The organism is Petrotoga sp. Shatin.DS.tank11.9.2.9.3, from assembly GCF_003665005.1.
In the GTDB taxonomy this organism is placed as follows: Bacteria; Thermotogota; Thermotogae; order Petrotogales; family Petrotogaceae; genus Petrotoga; species Petrotoga mobilis.
This window is the reverse complement of sequence record NZ_JGVT01000007.1, coordinates 150,081-168,730: the sequence shown is the minus strand read 5'-3', so window position 1 is coordinate 168,730 and position 18,650 is coordinate 150,081. Positions and strand designations below refer to the sequence as shown.

The 18,650-nt window shown below is 33.8% G+C and carries 18 protein-coding genes and 1 riboswitch; of the genes, 8 read left to right on the top strand and 10 right to left on the bottom strand.

From position 1 onward, the window contains the following. Window positions 1-30 precede the first annotated feature (30 nt). The 4 genes from BZ25_RS08930 to BZ25_RS08915 form a co-directional block, all read right to left on the bottom strand. The gene (locus BZ25_RS08930; RefSeq protein ID WP_121515092.1) at window positions 31-669 is read right to left on the bottom strand and encodes a methionine ABC transporter permease; all 639 of its coding nucleotides are present in this window, start codon (window positions 667-669) and stop codon (window positions 31-33) included. Further along, window positions 670-1,668 carry a methionine ABC transporter ATP-binding protein gene (locus BZ25_RS08925; RefSeq protein ID WP_121515093.1) on the bottom strand — a complete coding sequence of 333 codons (999 nt, stop codon included), beginning with the start codon at window positions 1,666-1,668 and terminating at the stop codon, window positions 670-672. It abuts the gene before it with no gap. Window positions 1,669-1,702: 34 nt separating this feature from the next. Beyond that, the gene (locus BZ25_RS08920; protein WP_121515094.1) at window positions 1,703-2,530 is read right to left on the bottom strand and encodes a MetQ/NlpA family ABC transporter substrate-binding protein; all 828 of its coding nucleotides are present in this window, start codon (window positions 2,528-2,530) and stop codon (window positions 1,703-1,705) included. Window positions 2,531-2,691: 161 nt separating this feature from the next. Next, window positions 2,692-2,803, bottom strand: a riboswitch (SAM riboswitch). 48 nt (window positions 2,804-2,851) lie between these two features. Beyond that, window positions 2,852-4,051, bottom strand: coding sequence for an FprA family A-type flavoprotein (locus tag BZ25_RS08915; protein ID WP_121515095.1), 1,200 nt, complete (start codon window positions 4,049-4,051; stop codon window positions 2,852-2,854). Between the two features lie 488 nt (window positions 4,052-4,539). Between BZ25_RS08915 and zwf the strand changes: the two genes are divergently transcribed. From zwf to BZ25_RS08875, 8 genes are all read left to right on the top strand, one after another. Further along, window positions 4,540-6,102: a glucose-6-phosphate dehydrogenase gene (gene zwf / locus BZ25_RS08910; protein WP_121514749.1), complete on the top strand. Its 1,563-nt coding sequence runs from the start codon at window positions 4,540-4,542 to the stop codon at window positions 6,100-6,102. Then, window positions 6,083-6,781, top strand: coding sequence for a 6-phosphogluconolactonase (pgl, locus tag BZ25_RS08905; RefSeq protein WP_121514748.1), 699 nt, complete (start codon window positions 6,083-6,085; stop codon window positions 6,779-6,781). The genes zwf and pgl overlap by 20 nt, the downstream gene beginning before the upstream one ends. A gap of 202 nt (window positions 6,782-6,983) precedes the next feature. Next, window positions 6,984-7,676: a DUF554 domain-containing protein gene (locus BZ25_RS08900; protein ID WP_103065011.1), complete on the top strand. Its 693-nt coding sequence runs from the start codon at window positions 6,984-6,986 to the stop codon at window positions 7,674-7,676. Window positions 7,677-7,893: 217 nt separating this feature from the next. Then, window positions 7,894-9,036 carry a hypothetical protein gene (locus tag BZ25_RS08895; protein WP_121567540.1) on the top strand — a complete coding sequence of 381 codons (1,143 nt, stop codon included), beginning with the start codon at window positions 7,894-7,896 and terminating at the stop codon, window positions 9,034-9,036. A gap of 19 nt (window positions 9,037-9,055) precedes the next feature. Further along, window positions 9,056-10,033, top strand: a complete 978-nt coding sequence (locus BZ25_RS08890) for a glucosyl-3-phosphoglycerate synthase (RefSeq protein ID WP_121514746.1) — start codon at window positions 9,056-9,058, stop codon at window positions 10,031-10,033. Next, entirely contained in the window at window positions 10,030-11,547 is a 1,518-nt protein-coding gene (locus BZ25_RS08885) for a hypothetical protein (RefSeq protein ID WP_121514745.1), read from the top strand. Before BZ25_RS08890 ends, BZ25_RS08885 begins: the two co-directional genes overlap by 4 nt. Before the next feature lie 172 nt (window positions 11,548-11,719). Continuing rightward, window positions 11,720-11,980, top strand: coding sequence for a DUF3783 domain-containing protein (locus BZ25_RS08880; protein WP_121514744.1), 261 nt, complete (start codon window positions 11,720-11,722; stop codon window positions 11,978-11,980). Then, window positions 11,934-12,449 carry an RNase H family protein gene (locus BZ25_RS08875; protein ID WP_121514743.1) on the top strand — a complete coding sequence of 172 codons (516 nt, stop codon included), beginning with the start codon at window positions 11,934-11,936 and terminating at the stop codon, window positions 12,447-12,449. Before BZ25_RS08880 ends, BZ25_RS08875 begins: the two co-directional genes overlap by 47 nt. A gap of 74 nt (window positions 12,450-12,523) precedes the next feature. Here BZ25_RS08875 and BZ25_RS08870 read toward each other — a convergent pair whose 3' ends face one another. The 6 genes from BZ25_RS08870 to BZ25_RS08845 form a co-directional block, all read right to left on the bottom strand. Then, complete coding sequence (locus BZ25_RS08870) at window positions 12,524-13,237, bottom strand: ABC transporter ATP-binding protein (protein ID WP_121514742.1); 714 nt, start codon at window positions 13,235-13,237, stop codon at window positions 12,524-12,526. Further along, window positions 13,222-13,956 carry an ABC transporter permease gene (locus BZ25_RS08865; protein ID WP_121514741.1) on the bottom strand — a complete coding sequence of 245 codons (735 nt, stop codon included), beginning with the start codon at window positions 13,954-13,956 and terminating at the stop codon, window positions 13,222-13,224. The genes BZ25_RS08870 and BZ25_RS08865 overlap by 16 nt, the downstream gene beginning before the upstream one ends. Beyond that, a complete protein-coding gene (locus BZ25_RS08860) occupies window positions 13,953-14,879 on the bottom strand; it encodes an ABC transporter substrate-binding protein (protein WP_121567539.1) in 927 nt (308 codons plus the stop codon). Before BZ25_RS08860 ends, BZ25_RS08865 begins: the two co-directional genes overlap by 4 nt. A gap of 205 nt (window positions 14,880-15,084) precedes the next feature. After that, on the bottom strand, window positions 15,085-16,794 hold the full coding sequence (locus BZ25_RS08855) for an NADH-dependent [FeFe] hydrogenase, group A6 (protein WP_012208968.1): 1,710 nt from the start codon (window positions 16,792-16,794) through the stop codon (window positions 15,085-15,087). Continuing rightward, window positions 16,791-18,005, bottom strand: coding sequence for an NADH-quinone oxidoreductase subunit F (locus BZ25_RS08850; RefSeq protein WP_121567538.1), 1,215 nt, complete (start codon window positions 18,003-18,005; stop codon window positions 16,791-16,793). The genes BZ25_RS08855 and BZ25_RS08850 overlap by 4 nt, the downstream gene beginning before the upstream one ends. 11 nt (window positions 18,006-18,016) lie before the next feature. Continuing rightward, window positions 18,017-18,436 carry an NAD(P)H-dependent oxidoreductase subunit E gene (locus tag BZ25_RS08845; RefSeq protein ID WP_041534079.1) on the bottom strand — a complete coding sequence of 140 codons (420 nt, stop codon included), beginning with the start codon at window positions 18,434-18,436 and terminating at the stop codon, window positions 18,017-18,019. Window positions 18,437-18,650: the final 214 nt, after the last annotated feature.

Below are 18,650 nucleotides of genomic sequence, written 5' to 3'. Positions count from 1 at the left end.
CACATTAAAAGCCAGGAATCTCCTGGCTTTTCACTTTCTTAAAGAGTTCGACAATCTTGACCCAACAAATTGAATTATCTGAGTTAAGAAGATTAATATTGCCACATCGTATAGAAGAACATCCATTCTAAACCTTTGATATCCGTAATTTATCGCCATTGCACCAAGACCTCCGGCTCCCACAGCTCCTGCTATGGCCGTATAGGTTATTAAGTTTATAATCAACAAAGTAATATTTGAAACCATCTCTGGGGCAGTTTCGGGTAGTAATACTTTCAAGATAAACTGTCTGTTGGTCATACCCATAGATACAGATGTGTCTAATAATCCTTGTGAAAGATTGTTAAAAGAAGTTTCAGCCAATCTCGCCATAAAAGGAATCGCTGCTATAGACAATGGCACAATCGCTGCGGTTGAACCAATTATTGTTCCTGTTAATAATCTAGTTAAAGGGATTATCAAAATAATAAGGATGATAAAGGGTATTGATCTAAATATATTGACAATCCAATCTAAAACGGTATACCAAGATTTTGCAGCTTTCTTATCACTCTTAGACAACATGTAGAGTGCTATACCCAAAGGAATACCTAACAAAATGGCTATAAAACCAGAAACAAAAGTCATGTATAACGTTTCAAGAGTAGCAATAAATAGATCTTGGATCATTTATTTCAACACCTCAACTTTGTAAACATTTGCAGAGAGTTCTTCTAAAAACTTTTCCATTTCCTTCTGCGTAGAAATAACCTCAACTATTAAAGTCCCATACGGATTGTCTTTCAAATGTTCTATCTTACCGTAAAGTATATTCAATGTGATGTCATATTTTTTGGTAATATTATGTAAGATAGGTTCGTGTGTTTTTTCTCCCCAAAAAACTATCTTTATCAACCTATCGTTTTCTCCCTTAACCACCTCTTTTACCCTTTTCCAATCTATGTTTATTTCTTGATAAAATTCTTTATTCAGTTCATTTTCTTTTTCAATAAAAAACTCGTGAACTTTACCAAAAAAATCAACGGTTCCATTTTTTAAATAAACAACTTTATCACAAATCTTTTTAATCACATCCATCTCATGAGTAACAATCAAAATTGACTTTTTCATACTCTTATTGATTTCCAATATAAGATCTAAAATTCTCTGTGTTGTGCTTGGATCTAAAGATGATGTGGGTTCATCAAACAAAATAATATCAGGATTATTTATCAATGCCCTTGCTATAGCTGTTCTTTGCTTCTCTCCTCCCGATAACTGTGAAGGATAAGAATCCTTTTTATGAAGAAGGTTGACCTCTTCCAATAACTTATTAACACGAACTTCTATTTCTTTTTTAGGTACCTTTTCAATTTCAAGGGGAAGAGACACATTTTCATATACCGTTCTAGAACTCAACAAGTTGAAATGTTGGAATACTATACTAATCTTTTTTCTCACGTTTCTCAATTGGTTATTATTTAATTTTGTTAGATCTACTTTATCCAAGAAAATTTCCCCGGAAGTAGGAGGTTGGAGCAGGTTCATCGTTCTCAAAAGAGACGTTTTACCCGCTCCAGATAACCCTATAATCCCCAGAATTTCTCCATCTTCAACTGTAAAATTTACGTTTTTTAAGACATGATTTTTGTCATCATATATGAGATTAAGATTTTTTATTGTTAACAACTACGTTTCTCCTTTTGTATTATTTTATGAAAGTTCAAAATACAGGTACTACCGCACCATTATAATTTTCTAAAATAAATTTTCTAACCTTATCGGTTGTTAAAACTTCAACCAAAGCTTTTACTAGTTCATCGTCGACACGGCTTTCTTTTACAGCTATTACGTTGGCATATGGAGATTGAGCCCCTTCAAAGAATACCGCATCTTCCAATGGATTCAACCCAGCTTCTATAGCATAATTTGTGTTAATTATAGCCCCGACAACATTTTTATCTTCCTTATAAGTCCTAGGCAAATACGGTGCTTCAAGCTCTTTGAATACCAAACCGTATGGATTTTCAACAATATCCTTGATAGTTGCCACTAAAGGATCCTCTCTCTCCCTAAGCTTAATCACTCCATATTCTTGAAGAAGCAACAAAGATCTACCTTCGTTGGTAACATCGTTAGGAACTATGATTAAATCGCCTTTTTCAAAGTCATTTAAATCTTTTTTCAAATAAAACCCCATAGGTTCAACATGGATCTTAGCAGCAGATACCAAGTCTGGCAACTTGCGTTCCCTTTTAAAAGTTTCTAAATATGGCTCATGTTGAAAATAATTCGCATCTATAGAACCATCTTCCAAAGCCAAATTAGGTTGAACATAATCTGTAAAAATCACTATCTCCAGTTCGACACCCGTTTTTTCTTTGAAATCATCTTTTACGAACTCTAAGATCTCGGCATGGGGAACTGGAGTAGCTCCAACTTTGAAGGTATTACCACCAAGACCAAACAAAGCATACCCTTCCACGAAAAACAATGTTAAAAAAATAAATAAAGAAACCAAAACCTTTACTACACTCTTACTTCTTTTCATACTAAATCCCTCCCTCGTAATATATGTTTTAGTGCCCTGTCACCCCGTAACCCTTTTAAAATCATAATCTTATTCTTGAAAAAACTCTCTAATTAGAACTTTATATGAAAAACCTCTTCCGGTAGAATGGAAGAGGTTTATATTTTATGATTTTTATCCTCTCCTTATCTCCCAGAATTACTCTGCAGGATTTGGCACCATTGCATAATTTTGTTAAATTATGCAGGTTGCCGGGCTTCTTCGGGCCAGTCCCTCCGCCTCTCTCGATAAGGAATCAAAACTTATTAATTTAACCTATACTATCATATTTCTTTTTGAAAGTCAAGCCAATTTTATCTCTTTTGCCATCGCTTTTGCCAATTCACTTAATTTCTTAAAATCTTCCTCTTTTGCGGATAACCTTGCTTCAACGGGTTCAGCAACAAGCGGCCATTTCATTTGCTCATTATACTTGACTATAGTAGATACTCCGCCTCCGCTCCAACCATATGTACCAAAGATACCTAAAACATGATTTTTTATATTGGTATGAGCCAACCATTGAACTAACGATTCCATATAAGGAAAAAGACCTTGGTTATACGTTGAGCTTCCAAGTATTAGCCCCTTGTATCTCCAAATCTCGTTAATTATATAAGAAATATGCGTTTTTGATACATTCATTATTTTGATCTTTTTAATGCCTTCTTCAGCCAATTTTCTTGCAACATAATCTGCCATTTCTTCTGTATTACCATACATCGAACCGTAAGCTATTACAACACCTTCTTCGGTTTCGTATTTACTCCACTTATCATACAAAGAGTAAATTCTGTCTGGATTTTTTCTCCAAATTGGTCCATGTGTAGAAGCGATTATTTTTATATCTATATTAGCTTCATTTAATTTATTTAACGCCCTTTGTACCATAGGAGAGAACTTTCCGACGATATTAGAAAAATATCTTCTGATTTCATCTTCAAAGAAATCTATCTTTACTTCATCGTCAAATATTCCTCCATCTAAGGTCCCAAAGCCACCAAAGGCATCACCAGAGAACAGAATTTTATCTGTTTCATCATAGGTCACCATCGTTTCTGGCCAATGAACCATCGGAGTCAGATAAAACTTCAAATTATGCTTTCCTAAATTCAAAGATTCACCATCTTTTATCTCGTGAAAATTATCTTTAACCTTATAAAGGTTTTCTATAAATTGAAAAGTGGTTCTATTACCTACAATTTTTAAATTAGGAAATTCTTGCAGAAGTTCTGGAATAGCTCCAGAATGATCAGGCTCCATATGATTGATGATTAAATAATCAAGAGGTTTACCGTTTAAAAGATGCCTGATTTTATCAAAAAACTCAGTCACCTTCCATTCTTTAACCGTATCGATTAAAGCTGTTTTTTCATCTAAGATTAAATAAGAATTATAACTAACCCCTCTTTCAAGGGGCCATAAACCTTCAAAAAGCTTCGTGTCTCTGTCGTTTACCCCAACATAGTAAATACTATCGCTAATTTTTATGGAAACATTCATACTTTCATCCTCCTTTGAATTTTAAGTTTTAAAGTTAGCTTACTCAACTTCTCTAATATTTTGTCGTTCTGATTTTGATATAATCGAATGAGGTAGGAATCTTTTCCAGCCTTTTCTTCAAAATATATTTTATCACATAATCCAGCTCATTTTATGGTTGATTTTAACTAACTTTCACCTTACAAATCGTTAAATTGTTTGAAGTTCCTTTTTTTTCAAGGCAATATTATCAAAATAAAACAATTCAAAATTTTGTAAATTATTATCTTTTTTGTCGTGTTATAATACGAATAACAATTAATTCATAAAATATTCTATAAACACTGTGGGTGGGGAGCGGGGCGAAGGGGCGCTAAAGCAGACTAGATTTAACTTAGATTGATGCAGGTGTTTTAAAAATTTTTGAATTCTAAAAACTCTGTTTAAAGTAGCTTTTAGTGTTTCGAAGGACAATAAAATATTCTAAACAAAGAGGTGGACATTAGTACATGGAACAAATAACAAAACATCTTTCAGGAAAAAATATCTGTGAAGAAATAAAACCTGGAGCTTCATCATTAATTATATTTGGAGCCTCTGGGGATTTAACTTTTAGAAAATTGATCCCTTCTATATATACATTGTTCAAAAAGAACCTATTGCCTGAGGAATTTTTCTTGCTAGGAATAGCAAGATCTAATTTCTCAGATGAGGAATACCGTCAAGAAATTAAAAATAGATTATTGCAAGAAAACGAGGATAACTATATAATCTCAAAATTTATTGAAAAAGTCTTTTATACTTCGGGTTTCTACGATGATGATACCCTTTATTTGGAACTAAAAAATAAATTAAATTACTTGGATAAACTCTTCAACACCCAAGAAAATCATCTTTTTTATCTTTCAACCCCTCCAAATGTCTATTTAGAAATAATTAAACGTTTGGGGAAATTTAATTTGACCAAAGAAAGCGAAAATTCTTATTCAAGAATAATTATAGAAAAACCCTTTGGCAGTAATTTTAACACATCCAAAGAATTAGATGAAGAACTTCATAAGTATCTAAATGAAACCCAAATATACAGAATTGACCATTATCTTGGTAAAGAGACCGTTCAAAATATAATGATGCTTAGATTTGCAAACATTGTTTTTGAACCTATTTGGAATTATAAATACATAGACAACGTTCAGATTACCGTAGCTGAAACATTGGGTGTAGAACACAGGGCGGGATATTTTGAACAAGCTGGCTTATTAAGAGATATGTTCCAAAACCATATGATGCAACTTTTGACATTAGTAGCAATGGAACCACCAGCTTCCCTTGAAGATACAAGCGTTAGAGACGAAAAAACGAAACTATTGAAGACTATAAGGCCTTTTGAAAAAGATAAGATAGACGAATACTTTGTAAGAGGTCAATACATTGATGGAATGATAAATGGTAAAGAAGTTCCAGCTTATACAAAAGAAAAGAATGTTAATCCAGACTCCTTTGTAGAAACATTTGTAGCGGCTAAATTTTTAATTGATAATTGGAGATGGAGTGGGGTGCCTTTCTATTTAAGGGCAGGAAAAAGATTGAAAAGAAAGGTTACAGAAATCGCGATAATCTTTAAAGACGTTCCCCATTCGATATTTGCTAAAAACGATATAAACTTAGAGAAAAACGCTCTCATTCTAAATATCCAACCAGACGAGGGATTTTCACTAAAAATTCAAGCGAAACAACCTGGTTCCAAACTTTGTTTGAATACACTAACAATGGATTTCAATTACGATGAATTCTTCAAATTCAAAGGTCCTGATGCATATGAAAGACTTCTTTTGGACGCCATGTTGGGTGATCAAACACTTTTTGTAAGAAGCGACGCTATGGAAATTTCTTGGAAAATCTTCACCCCTGTTTTAGAAAAATGGGAAGAAGAAAAACACAATGGGCTGAGATTATACAAAGCTGGTACATGGGGACCAAAAGAATCTTTTGAATTATTAGCAAAAGACGATAGAAGTTGGCGTAACTTAGATTTTGAAAGCGAGGCTTTGTATGCAAGCAAAATTTTTTGATGATCCTCAAAAGTTCCACAATGAAGCCGTAAATTTAATTTACAACTTGTATGAAGAAAGCATAGAAAAAAACAAATTATTCACCATAATGCTTTCAGGTGGAAGAACACCACTTCCTGTTTATGAAAAATTGGCAACAGAGTACAAAGATAAAATAAATTGGGAGAAGGTCCATATTTTTTGGGGAGACGAAAGATACGTCGATCAAAAAAGTGACGATAGTAATTACAAATGGGCATACGACTTGCTAATAAGCAAGATTAATATTCCAACAAATAATGTACATAGGATAAAAACAGAACTCCCTATAGAAAAAGCGTCACAAGAGTACGAAAAAGAAATAATAAACTTTTTTGGAGTACAAAATCCCGTTTTTGATCTGATATTACTAGGAATAGGAGAAGATGGCCACACAGCATCTTTGTTCCCTTCAAGTGACAGTTTAAAAGAAAGCAAAAAGCTCTTCACTGTCACACCGCCTTCTGGAACACCTAAATTACCAAGAATTACAGCCACGTATAAATTGCTGAACAATGCGAACAATATCCTTTTTCTAAGTTCTTACAAAGGAAAAGAGAAGGTAATAGATGAAATCCTAAACAACCCCAAAACAGCAGAAGAAAAATATCCAGCAGCAAAAGTTAAAGTTAAGAATACTTATTTTTTCATAAAAATATAGGGACTGTTTAACAGTCCCTTTTAATTTAATAATTATGTGTTAAGAAATTATCTAAAATTCTCCCATCATTTAGAAAAAAATCTTAAAATTTCTTCATTTTTGTAAGTTTTTTGTAATTAAACATCCATTCGATTCTTTGGTATAATTATTAAAAAACTTTTAATGGATTCTTCAATGTCAGAAAGAGGGAGGGGAATTAGTAGTGTTCAACATCGCTGTCATTGTAAACACTGTAGCCGTTTTAATTGGGGGTACAGTGGGGACATTTATTGGAAATAAATTACCGGATAATTTGAGACTGATTTTATTTCAAAGTGTTGGTCTAACTACTTTTTTAATCGGAGTAGGGATGGGATTAGATGCGAGCAATTTGATAGTGGTTTTGGTATCTTTGGCACTGGGAGGAGTAATTGGAGAGTTATTGAGAATTGAAAAAGGTCTGGGAAAATTGGCAAACATCGTTGAAAGATCACAAGGAGAAACACCTTTTGTAAGGGGATTTATTACCGCCACTGTTCTTTTTGTTATAGGCCCTATGACGATAATTGGATGTCTAAATGCCGGTCTTTCGGGAGATAACTCTGTGATTTTCTTAAAATCTGTTCTGGATGGAATTTCTTCTATGGTCTTAGCCTCGGTTTATGGTGTGGGAGTTACATTTTCTGCTGTGAGTGTTTTCTTGATTCAAGGTTCTATAGTTAGTTTGGCTGGAATGCTTTCTTTCCTTTCGGATCCTTATTATTTAAATGATTTTACAGCCGTTGGAGGGGCAATGATAATTGCCATTGGAATAAGACTTTTAGAAATAAAAGATATAAAAGTAGGAAACTTCCTTCCTTCTTTGATAATTGTTGTTTTGATAAATTTTATTCTCACCTTTTTTGGCAGATTTTGACAAATTCCTACAAAATATGTTATAATGTTTAATAGATAGACTAACAAATGTTTTCTTCTTATTTAAACTACTATTTATATCTTTGCCGCCCATACTCATACTATATTTACCTATGTTTCTAATACTGATCAATTAAACAAAACTAATTATAAAACCTTTTTTGGAAGGTCTTTATTTTTATTACCTGTTAAAAACATGACTGAAAGGAGGAATCAAAATGCTTAGATTAGAAGATGCCTTATGGAAATTGGAAAAATACGAGGATGAATTGTTAACTAATACGATACTTTACAACCAACTCCCTTTAAAAAACCCCAACGAACAAAAAAATTTTTTAATAAACAGATTAAAAGAAATGAACTTACCAAATATTAGGGAAGATGATGAAGGGAACGTATATGTCTCATTTGTTAACGATGATACTTCCTCTACGGCACTTATTTTCACAACCGTAGATGAGATACGCGATCCCCTTATTGAAAGATTCGCCAGAGTATTAAAAGGAAAAATAGAAGGGTTAAAGATCGTTTCGTCTTCACTTAACGTTGCGGCTCTCTTAACTATGATAAAGTTTTTACACCTAGAAAAAGTAGATTTAAGAAAGAACGTATTTTTCCTCTTTCTTAACCAGGCAAGAAAAAATAAATTTTTGAGTTTAGGAGAGTTTTTACAGGAAAATATCAAAAGTTTGGACTATGCTATTAAAGTCAATGGTATCAATTTAGGAGATCTTGGGCATCGTTCTTTGGGAAAATATGTCTACAAATTAAAATTTTATTCCCGAGATTCAATACATAAGACTTCTAAATCTCCTTCAACCCTAGAAATATTGTACAGAATAACGTCCAATCTTAAAGAAAATGCCGATATGGAAGGGACATCTGCAAGTATCTTGAAACTCGACAAATTCGAAGACAACACAGAAGTAATATTGGAGATAAAAAGTGAAGGAGATCAGGACCTAGAAACTATAAGTGAAAATTTAAGATCCACCGTCACAGAATTAGCAGAAAGATACAATTTAAAGATAAAATTGAATCTACTTTCATACATACCGACCACTTTCATACCAAAAGACCATCCTTTGATCGAACAGATCAGAGATGTTCATAATCATTTAAAAATCAAGACTAAATTGGTTCCTTTAGACAAAGATGAGGCATTGATAATTAAATCAGGTATTCCAGCAGTTTCCCTAGGTATAGCGAAAGGCGAGATATTAGATGGCATAGAATACTTCGAAAGAGATGGTGTAATGAAAGGTTTGAATCAAATTTTGATGGTAGTTGATAACGTAACAACAGAAAACTTTGCTGAAGAAGAGATAGATCAGGACATTATAGGAGAAGAAAAAGATTAAATAGAAAGGAAGATCATAAATGAAGGATAATGTTTTAAAACGCTCTTTTCACCATTCGAAGTTTGAGAACATTAAAGAGCTCGTTAAATTAAAAGAAAAACAAGATATCAAGATATCCCTTGCCTTTCCTTCTTTAAACGAAGAAAAAACAATTGGCAAAGAGATACTCATTATGAAAACAGAACTTATGGAAAAATATCCATTATTGGATGAAATTGCTGTTATTGATTCTGGCTCAGAAGATGAAACGGTTTCTATAGCAAAAGAGTACGGTGCAAAAGTTTTTTACTCCAGTGATATTTTACCAGAATACGGTTTTTACAAAGGAAAAGGAGAAAATTTATGGAAAAGCCTATACGCACTTAATGGCGACATAATCGTATGGGTGGATTCAGATATAGAGAACATACATCCAAAATTCGTATACGGCTTAGTTGGCACCTTGTTGAATTATCCAGAAATAGGTTACGTCAAAGCCTTTTATGATAGACCCATTGTGGGAAAGTCGGCGATGCAACCAACAGGCGGAGGAAGGGTTACCGAATTGGTTGCAAGGCCTTTGTTTTCTTTGTTTTACCCCGAGTTATCAACGATAATTCAACCGTTAAGTGGTGAATACGCAGGAAGAAGGGAGATTTTAGAAAAGTTGCCATTTTTCGTTGGATACGGTGTGGAAATTGCTCATCTCATTGACATAGCTGAAAAATTTGGCACCGAGATAATAGCTCAAGTCGATCTTGAACTTCGAATACACGACAATCAACCCTTACACTCACTGAGTAAAATGGCTTTTGAACTCACTAAAGTAGTATTAAAAAGATTGGAAAAATATGGAAAATTGGATTTAAAAACTGAATTGACCGATAAACATATAATGATTCAAAAAAAAGAAAATGAAAAAATATTAGTTCCAACGGAGATACTAAGTGTTGAAAGACCCCCAATCATCACCATCCCAGAGTACAAAGAAAAGTTTTCAAAAGGGGAGAAGGTATGAAAAACCTTTACATCTTCCACTACCATTACATAAAAGGCGGAGTTTCGACCGTTGTCAGAAATATCGTAAAATCTCTAAAAGACGAATACAAAATTACTCTCTTTGGTTCAAAAAAAATGGGGATAGATGGTATAGAAGAAGTCTTATCTTACAAAAATGTAGATTTTATTGACTTTCCAGAACTCAGATATATATACTACGACAGCACCGATTATAAAACTTTTCTCGAACTCAAAGAATCGATAAAAACCAAATTGAATAACTATCACGATGAAAAGGCTATATACTGGGCTCATAATTATAATTTAGGAAAAAATCCCGCATTTACAGAAGCGTTTAAAGAATTTATCACAACAAAAAATATCCCCACAATTATTCAAATTCACGACTTCCCTGAATGTGCAAGATGGGAAAACTATTCTTTTATAAGAAAATTTATAAATTCTTCCATGTATCCCATAAAGAAAAATATACAGTATGCTACTATCAATTTCTCCGATTACAATAGACTTATAAAAAGCGGTATACCTTCAGAAAATACTTTTTATCTTCCAAACGCTGTTGAATTTGCTAAAAATAAAGATAAAATAAAAGACATTGACAAAGATGAGGTCATAAATAAACTAAAGAAATTGGGATATAACGTTGACCCCACAAATAAAAACATTTTGTATCCAACAAGGACGATAAGAAGAAAAAATATTTTAGAAGCGGTACTTATAAATCGCTTATATGGAAAGAGTAATCTCCTTGTCACATTACCAGCTAATTCTGATAAAGAAAGGCCCTACGAAAAAGTTGTAAAAGAAACTTTTGAATCTGAAAAAGTTAAGGGAGCTTGGGCCATTTCATCAAAAGATCCTTCACTTTTTCCATATATTCTGAATATTTCTGATCTTTTCTTTTCTTCTTCAGTATTAGAAGGATTTGGAATGATATATTTAGAATCTAAATTCAACGAAAAAAACTTTTTAACGAGAAAATTAGATGTGATAGAAGATTTCAAAAATATAAAAGAAATAAGTTATTACGATAGATTTTTGGTTAGTCTTTCTCCTAAAGAATTAAACAAAGTAAAAGAAAAATACGAAGAACAAATTAACAAGATACCTATCTCCGAAGAGAACAAAAATCATTTAAGGCAAGATTTAAGCAATAAATTCGATAAAGATTTAATTGATTTTTCATTTCTTCCCGTCGAACTTCAAAAGAAATTCTGTATAGAAGAAGAAACAAAACTTAATGATTTGAAAGAAATTAACAAAGAAATATTTGATAAAATAGAAATGTTGACTTCCACAAAGCACAGGGACCAAGGAATAAATTTGGAAGATTTCTCATTGAAGGCGTATAAAAGTAAAATATTTTTATTATTAGATAAAGTACAATCTAGAGGAGGCGCCCCGAAGGGGGTTCAAGGAAGTACAAAGGAAATAGAAGATACAATAATTGACGAAAATATTCTAAAATCCTTTCTAACAATAGATAATCTAAGATTACTCTTTTCTTATTGAACAGGATAAAAGAGCGAAGACTTCTTTATCCTTATGGGTAGAGAGCTGAGGAAAAGAATAAAGATTCTTTATCCTTATGGGTGGAAAGCAGGGTAAAGGAATAAAGATTTTCTATCCTTATGGGTGGGGAGCGGGGCGAAGGGGCGCTAACACAACTTAGGAGGCTATTCCCATGTATGACGATATAAAAAACATTCCGACAATTATAATTAACGGTATGTCCAAAGAACAAATCCTTAGGATAATGAAAACGATAAAAAATATGGAAAACTTACCTGAAAATATAATTTTTGCTTCCATTACTCCTACAAGTTCTCAATGGACAGTTGAAGAACTAATCAAAGAATTAAAGCAAGAGGATATAGAAATGAAAAAAGTAACAGAAAATCTCAAAAAAGGGGTATACGACAATTACAAAAAAGACAGCAAGTGAAGATAAAACTCTCATCGCTTATGTCGATGGAAGTTATGACGTAGAAACAAAAATATACGGTAGCGGCATTGTATTTTTGCATGGTGAAGAAGAACATTTCTTCTTTTCTGGTAATAACCCAGAATATTCATCTAGCAGAAATGTTGCTGGAGAAATAAGTGCATCAATCTACGCAATGGAATACGCCAAAGAAAAAGGTTACGAAAAGATAATAATACACCATGATTACATCGGATTAGAGAAATGGTGTACTGGAGAATGGAAAACGAATAAAAAAATAACCATAGCCTATAAAAATTGCTATGATTATTTTAGTAAATTTTTAACAATACAATTCAATTGGGTAAGGGGACACTCAGGAGACCATTACAATACATTGGCAGATCAATTGGCGAAAAAGGCACTAGAAAGCAAAAATTTCCTTGATTTAATAACGAAATATCTCTATAAAACCGGTTTGAACTTCTAATTTTTTTAAAAAGCAGAAGGTTTCATGATGATTTTAAAAAAAGAAAATAAATTCTTCAAAAATCTTTATACTTTCTAAACCATTACCTCTTCAGATTGACTCATTACAAATTTTGTAATCTGGCTTTCTAACTCTAAAAAGCTTTTATCATATATATTTTTCTCTTCTTCCGAAAGATCTATATCAAAGACCTTTAATATTCTAGAAGGTCGTTGAGACAAAATAACTACTTTATTTCCCAGCATTAATGCCTCTTTTATGTCATGAGTAACCATCAATATTGAAAAATAATTTTTCTTCCACATCTTTTCCATATCTTTTATTATTGACAATTTAATATTTAGATCCAAAGATGTGAAAGGTTCGTCCATAAGCAAGATCTGTGGTTCAACTAATAAAGATCTGGCAATATTCACCCTTTGTTTCATACCTCCACTTAATTTAGAAGGTAAAAGAATTTCAAAACCTTCTAAACCCATCATACCGATAATTTGTTTAATTTTCTTTTCATCATCTAAAATTATTTTTAGGTTATCGTAAACCGTTCTCCAAGGCAATAATCGAGGCTCTTGAAAAACATAACCGATCTTATCGACAAAAGTTTCAACTTTTCCTTCACTTTGTCTTTCTAATCCTGAAACGATCCTAAAAAAAGTGGTTTTTCCACAACCTGAAGGTCCTAATAGAACAATTTTTTCTCCCTCTTTCAACTCAAGACTCCAGTTATCTATAACCAGAAGATCCCCAAATCTTTTGGTTAAACGATCCGCTTTTAGTACATTTCCCATCTTTCTAACATCCTTCTTGAAATAATTTTAAATACACGCTCTGTAGCTATACCTAATATAACGGCTACGATAGTAATGGCATAGATCCTAGGAACATCGACATACTGTCTTGCCCAAGCGAGTTCTACGCCCAATCCATTTCCACCAACTAGAAACTCTGTTACTAACACCACTTTCCATACATTCCCTATTGAAACTTCAACCGCTGCAATTACAAAAGGAACGATTGACGCTAAGTATACATGCCTAAATATCTTAGTTCTTGATACTTTGTATAAGTGTACCATCTCAAGCAATTTTCTGTCGATGTTCTTAATCCCAGAAGCTGTAGTAAAAACAGTACTAGGTAAAATGGCCATGGTGCTTATTAAAATAGGGCCACGCCATCCCACACCCCATAGAAATACAACAAAGGCAAGCCAAGAAACCACCGGTATAGCTTGTATCATCATCAGCATAGGCCTAAAAATTTCATAGATCGTATCGCTCATTCCCATTAAAAATCCCAAAATTATCCCGATAAAAGAAGAAATAAACAAAACAATCAGGGTCTTCCATACCGTGTTCCATAATGCCACATAAAACCTCGGTGTACTTAGCTGATTTATTAAATTGATCAAAACTTCATGAGGGAAAGGCAACACAAAAGAAGAACCTATTACAAAAGAAAAAAAGTACCAAAGTAAAACGATCAAAACGATCCCAAAAACGGTTTTCATTTGTAATAAAATCCTTCTGTCGGTAAAGTAGGCAACCCTTCTGGATAAAGTTCGTGCATCGTGATTAAAAAGTTGTCTACTTCTTCTTTACATTCCACAATAGGAATGTATTCAAAAACCAATCTATTCATCGCTTCTTTAAGTACTGGAACAGGGATAGTTAAATATTCGTTGGTTATTTTCAATGATTGATCTAAATTTGTATTAGCCCAATCAACACTTTCAGAAAAAGCGCTCTCGACTATTGAAACGATATCAGGTTCACTTTCCAAAATCTCTTTTTTAACAAAAAGTCCAGCTATGGGAAGACCATACTTTGAACCTGAGATTTTATTCCATTCATCTTGAAAGTCTAAAATTATTTCCCCTTCGGTCCCTGTTACAGCTAATGTGGCAAACGGTTCTGGTAAAGCGGCATATTCTACCTTACCTGCTTTAAACAGAGAAACTATCTCCTGTGGAGGAAGGTAGCTGAATTTTACATCTTTATCGGGGACCAAACCATTTCTCACCAAAAGATACCTCATCAAAATGTCGACGGTTTGACCTCGACCATGAGGAGAATAGACCTCATGACCTTTTAAACTTTTTACATCTTCAAAATCAACATCGCCACTTCCTACCAAATAAAATGCTTTCCACTCGTGAACACCTAACAATATTAACTCTAAACCTTGAGCATATAAATTTGCACCTACGGTTATAGGAAGCACGGCAAAATCTGCTTGATTGGATACCAGTAAGGCTACCGCTTCATTGGCATCCTTCCAAAGACTCACATTTATTTCTACCTCTTCTTCTATCGTATTCGCCATCAACCCTGTTACAGGAACAACGGTTGGACCTAAAGGATTAGTTATTGTAACAGAAAAGATCAAGAGTGTAAAGAAAAAAGAGACGATTAACAAAGTTAATTTTTTCATGGTTATTTTCCTCCTGTATCTCTCTAATTTAATAGCTTTAGAAACTCTAAACTTTGTATATAGACCTTTTTACCTCGCAGCCAGGAAGACCAACTTTAATCATTGTAACTCTTTTCCTTTTCATTGACAATAGTGAAGTCGGAAAAGGGACTCTGTTTTCTTTATTTTTGCCCATTGATAAATAATTAAGGGACAAAGGTCCGTATTAACTCCTTGCAAGATATGTTGTGTGCAACAATTCATGAGATTTCTCGCTTAATGGTTCTCCTAAAAATTCTTCGTATAAAATTTTGATAGCAGGGTTTTCATGAGATTTTCTTATTGGCAGGGATCTGTCTACTTCGTATATCGCTTGCATCCTTTTTAGAAGTATTTCGCTGTTTGTTGGGATAGGTTGACCACCGCCACCAATGCATCCACCTGGACATGCCATGAATTCCACAAAGTGATACTCTTTTTCACCACTTTTGATCATTTCTAAAACCTTTCGGGCGTTCCCTAAACCATTCACGACAGCAACTTTTAAATTTATTCCATCAATTTCTACCGTTGCTTCTTTTATTCCTTCAATGCCTCTAACAGCTTCAAAGTCCAATTTTTCTAATTCCTTACCGGTTATTACTTCGTATGCAGTTCTCAAAGCGGCTTCCATAACACCACCCGTTGCCCCAAAAATTGCGCCGGCACCAGAAGAGATACCTAAGGGTTCATCGTACTCCTCCGGTGGAACGTTCAGCAAATCTATACCAGCAAGTTTAAACATTTTTGCCAGTTCACGGGTAGTTAATACGTAATCGACATCGCCCTTAATTTCTGGTCTAACCCGTTCAAATTTCTTGGCGGTACATGGCATGACAGAAACGACAACCATATCTTCTTTTGAAATTCCCAATTTGTTTGCATAATATGTCTTGGCAATAGCTCCAAACATCTGTTGAGGTGATTTACATGATGAGAGGTTATCAATAAATTCGGGATAATTATGTTCTAAGAATTTAACCCATCCTGGGCTACAAGACGTGAATAAAGGAAGCTTCCCATTATTTTTGAATCTTTCAATGAATTCATTCGCTTCTTCCATTATTGTTAAGTCAGCAGCAAAGTTAGTATCGAAGACTTTATCAAATCCTAACAATCTTAATCCTGCCACCATTTGTTTTGTGGCAATTTTCCCTGGTTCTGCATCGAATTCTTCGGCTATTGCAACTCTAACGGCAGGAGCTGTTTGCACGATTACATATTTACTTTCGTCAGAGAGAGCAGTCCAAACTTGGTCCATTTGATAAACTTCATGTAAGGCTCCTGTGGGGCATTCTAAGATACATTGTCCACAATTTGTACAATCTACGTTCCCCATACCTTTGTCCATGAAAGTTGTGACGTATGTATCGGGCCCTCTGTTTGCAATCGTTAATATGTTAACCGACTGGACCTCTGAGCATTTTCTGACGCAACGGTTACAAACGATACATTTTTGAGGTTCTCTCACAACTGAATAACTGCTTCTATCTTCCGGTAAACCATTAGATATTGGAGGGACCCTTATTTCAGTTACACCTATTTCTTCAGCAACCTCTTTTATCTCACAGCTGCCGGATTTTGAACAAGTAAGGCAATTTAAGTTGCAGTTTATCCCATGAGAAGCTATTATCAATTCAATGATAGTTTTTCTTGTTTTTCTTACTCTTTGAGAATGAGTAAAGATTTCCATACCATCGGTAATTTTTGTTACACAAGCTGGTTTCAAGGTTCTTTCACCTTTTATTTCAACTGAGCAAAGTCTGCAACTTCCAAAAGGTTCAAGTTTTTCAGAATAACAAAGTGTAGGTATTTTTATGTGAGCTTTCTTTGTGGCATCTAAAATACTAATTTCATGATCAAATTCATATTCTCTGTTATTTATCTTTACTTTCATATTTCCACCTTCTTTGTGTAAAATTTCTCAAATATGGAAAGAATAAGGTTTAAAGAAGACTCTCCAAATCCACAACGTGCTGCAGAGCTTACGGCGTACTGTATATCAGAGATTATTTCTATTTCCCTTGAAGTTGGATATCCTCTTTTATATATATCCGATACGATTTTGTTTATATTCTTGTTTCCTTCTCTACATGGGAAACACGTTCCACATGTTTCGTCTCGGAAAAAGTCAGAGACATTTTTCACGATTTCCAAATAATTTCTTTGTGAAGAAACTACGATCATTCCACCAGATCCGATGTTACTCCCCATTTTTTGAAGATTTTCATAGGTGTAAGGTACATCTAATTCCTCTTCAGTTAATGCTTCAGTGGAAATTCCTCCTGGGATAACAAAACCAATTTTTTCTCCTTTAACTCCTCCTGCCAATTCTTGTACGATATCTTTAACTGTTAATTTTCCAAATTCTACTTCGTAAACGCCCGGTTTGTTGACGTCACCACTGATAGAGACTAATTTTGTGCCTCTACTTTTTTCTGTTCCCATTTCTGAATAAGGGTTGTTATCGTAACTCATTATTTCTGCTGCCGCGGCCAATGTTTCAACGTTATTGACAGCGGTCGGTTTACCATACAATCCCTCAAAAACTGGTAAGGGAGGTTTTATACGAGATTTTCCTCTGTCTCCTTCAATGGAATTGATTAAAGATGTTTCGTCCCCACATACGTAGGCGCCTGCACCTCTCACCAACTTCAAATCAAACGAGAAATCTGAGTTTAGAATATTTTCTCCCAATATATTTTTTTCATAAAGTTTTTCGATCGCTTTCTTAATGATTTTTATTGCCTCTACATATTCACCTCTAATGTAAATATAACCATATTTTGATCCAGTGGCATAACCACTGATTATTATACCTTCCAAAACTTTAAAGGGAAGATTTTCCATCAAAAATCTATCTTTGAAAGTTCCAGGTTCTCCTTCGTCTGCATTACATATAATAAATTTGGTGTCATTTTTAATTGAAAACACTGTTTCCCATTTTATACCTGTAGGAAAACCGGCTCCGCCTCTTCCTCTTAAACCACTTTCTTTTATTTTATTGATAACTTGTTGGGGTTCCAACTTCAAAGCATTCTTCAAGCCTGGAAAGTCGTATTCTTTCAAACTTTTGCCCAAGTCTTTTTTTAGAAAGATTCTTTCCATTTATTTCCCTCCTATTCCAGTGAATCGAGTATTTGAATTGCTTTGGTAACGGTTAGATGAGTGTAATACGTATCGTTAACCATCATAACAGGTCCTTCATCGCAATGTCCTAAACATTCAGCTACTTCTAAGGTGAATTTTTTGTCTTTTGTGGTTTCATTCTCTTCCACTTTGAGATAATCTTTCAAGGCTCTAACTAAGTCTGCGGACTCGTTTAATCTACATGAGACACTGTCACAGACACGTACGATGTATTTTCCCGTTGGTTCAAGATGAAACATAGAATAAAAACTGATCACTCCGTACAAACGAGCTTTAGGGATGTCTCTTTTTTGCGCGATTCTCAAGATATCCTCTTCAGAGATGAATCCATACGTTTCTTGAATATCATGGAGTTCTTCCAAGAGTTCTTTTTCATAATACTTTTCCATTCCATCTCCTCCTTCTAGTTTTGAAATACAAAAACTTTGAGGCATTTATTAACAGAATCTGGATTGTTAATATTTTCACTAAATTGATCCATTTTTAATATATTTATGTGAAAAAAACGCTAAAATAATATCAATATTATATACGCTGTTAAAAAAAGAATATGAGAAACCTAAGTCTCCATACCAATAGTTGCTTGAAAGCAATATTGTTAAC

What these genes read in the sequence shown, in the direction of transcription:
- BZ25_RS08885 (WP_121514745.1), top strand. Translation starts at nt 10,030, where the DNA reads ATGAAAAACCTTTACATCTTCCACTACCATTACATAAAAGGCGGAGTT.
- BZ25_RS08860 (WP_121567539.1), bottom strand. Translation starts at nt 14,879, where the DNA reads ATGAAAAAATTAACTTTGTTAATCGTCTCTTTTTTCTTTACACTCTTG.
- zwf (WP_121514749.1), top strand. Translation starts at nt 4,540, where the DNA reads ATGGAACAAATAACAAAACATCTTTCAGGAAAAAATATCTGTGAAGAA.
- BZ25_RS08890 (WP_121514746.1), top strand. Translation starts at nt 9,056, where the DNA reads ATGAAGGATAATGTTTTAAAACGCTCTTTTCACCATTCGAAGTTTGAG.
- BZ25_RS08870 (WP_121514742.1), bottom strand. Translation starts at nt 13,237, where the DNA reads ATGGGAAATGTACTAAAAGCGGATCGTTTAACCAAAAGATTTGGGGAT.
- BZ25_RS08930 (WP_121515092.1), bottom strand. Translation starts at nt 669, where the DNA reads ATGATCCAAGATCTATTTATTGCTACTCTTGAAACGTTATACATGACT.
- BZ25_RS08845 (WP_041534079.1), bottom strand. Translation starts at nt 18,436, where the DNA reads ATGGAAAAGTATTATGAAAAAGAACTCTTGGAAGAACTCCATGATATT.
- BZ25_RS08920 (WP_121515094.1), bottom strand. Translation starts at nt 2,530, where the DNA reads ATGAAAAGAAGTAAGAGTGTAGTAAAGGTTTTGGTTTCTTTATTTATT.
- BZ25_RS08865 (WP_121514741.1), bottom strand. Translation starts at nt 13,956, where the DNA reads ATGAAAACCGTTTTTGGGATCGTTTTGATCGTTTTACTTTGGTACTTT.
- BZ25_RS08915 (WP_121515095.1), bottom strand. Translation starts at nt 4,051, where the DNA reads ATGAATGTTTCCATAAAAATTAGCGATAGTATTTACTATGTTGGGGTA.
- BZ25_RS08850 (WP_121567538.1), bottom strand. Translation starts at nt 18,005, where the DNA reads ATGGAAAGAATCTTTCTAAAAAAAGACTTGGGCAAAAGTTTGAAAGAA.
- BZ25_RS08880 (WP_121514744.1), top strand. Translation starts at nt 11,720, where the DNA reads ATGTATGACGATATAAAAAACATTCCGACAATTATAATTAACGGTATG.
- pgl (WP_121514748.1), top strand. Translation starts at nt 6,083, where the DNA reads ATGCAAGCAAAATTTTTTGATGATCCTCAAAAGTTCCACAATGAAGCC.
- BZ25_RS08855 (WP_012208968.1), bottom strand. Translation starts at nt 16,794, where the DNA reads ATGAAAGTAAAGATAAATAACAGAGAATATGAATTTGATCATGAAATT.
- BZ25_RS08895 (WP_121567540.1), top strand. Translation starts at nt 7,894, where the DNA reads ATGCTTAGATTAGAAGATGCCTTATGGAAATTGGAAAAATACGAGGAT.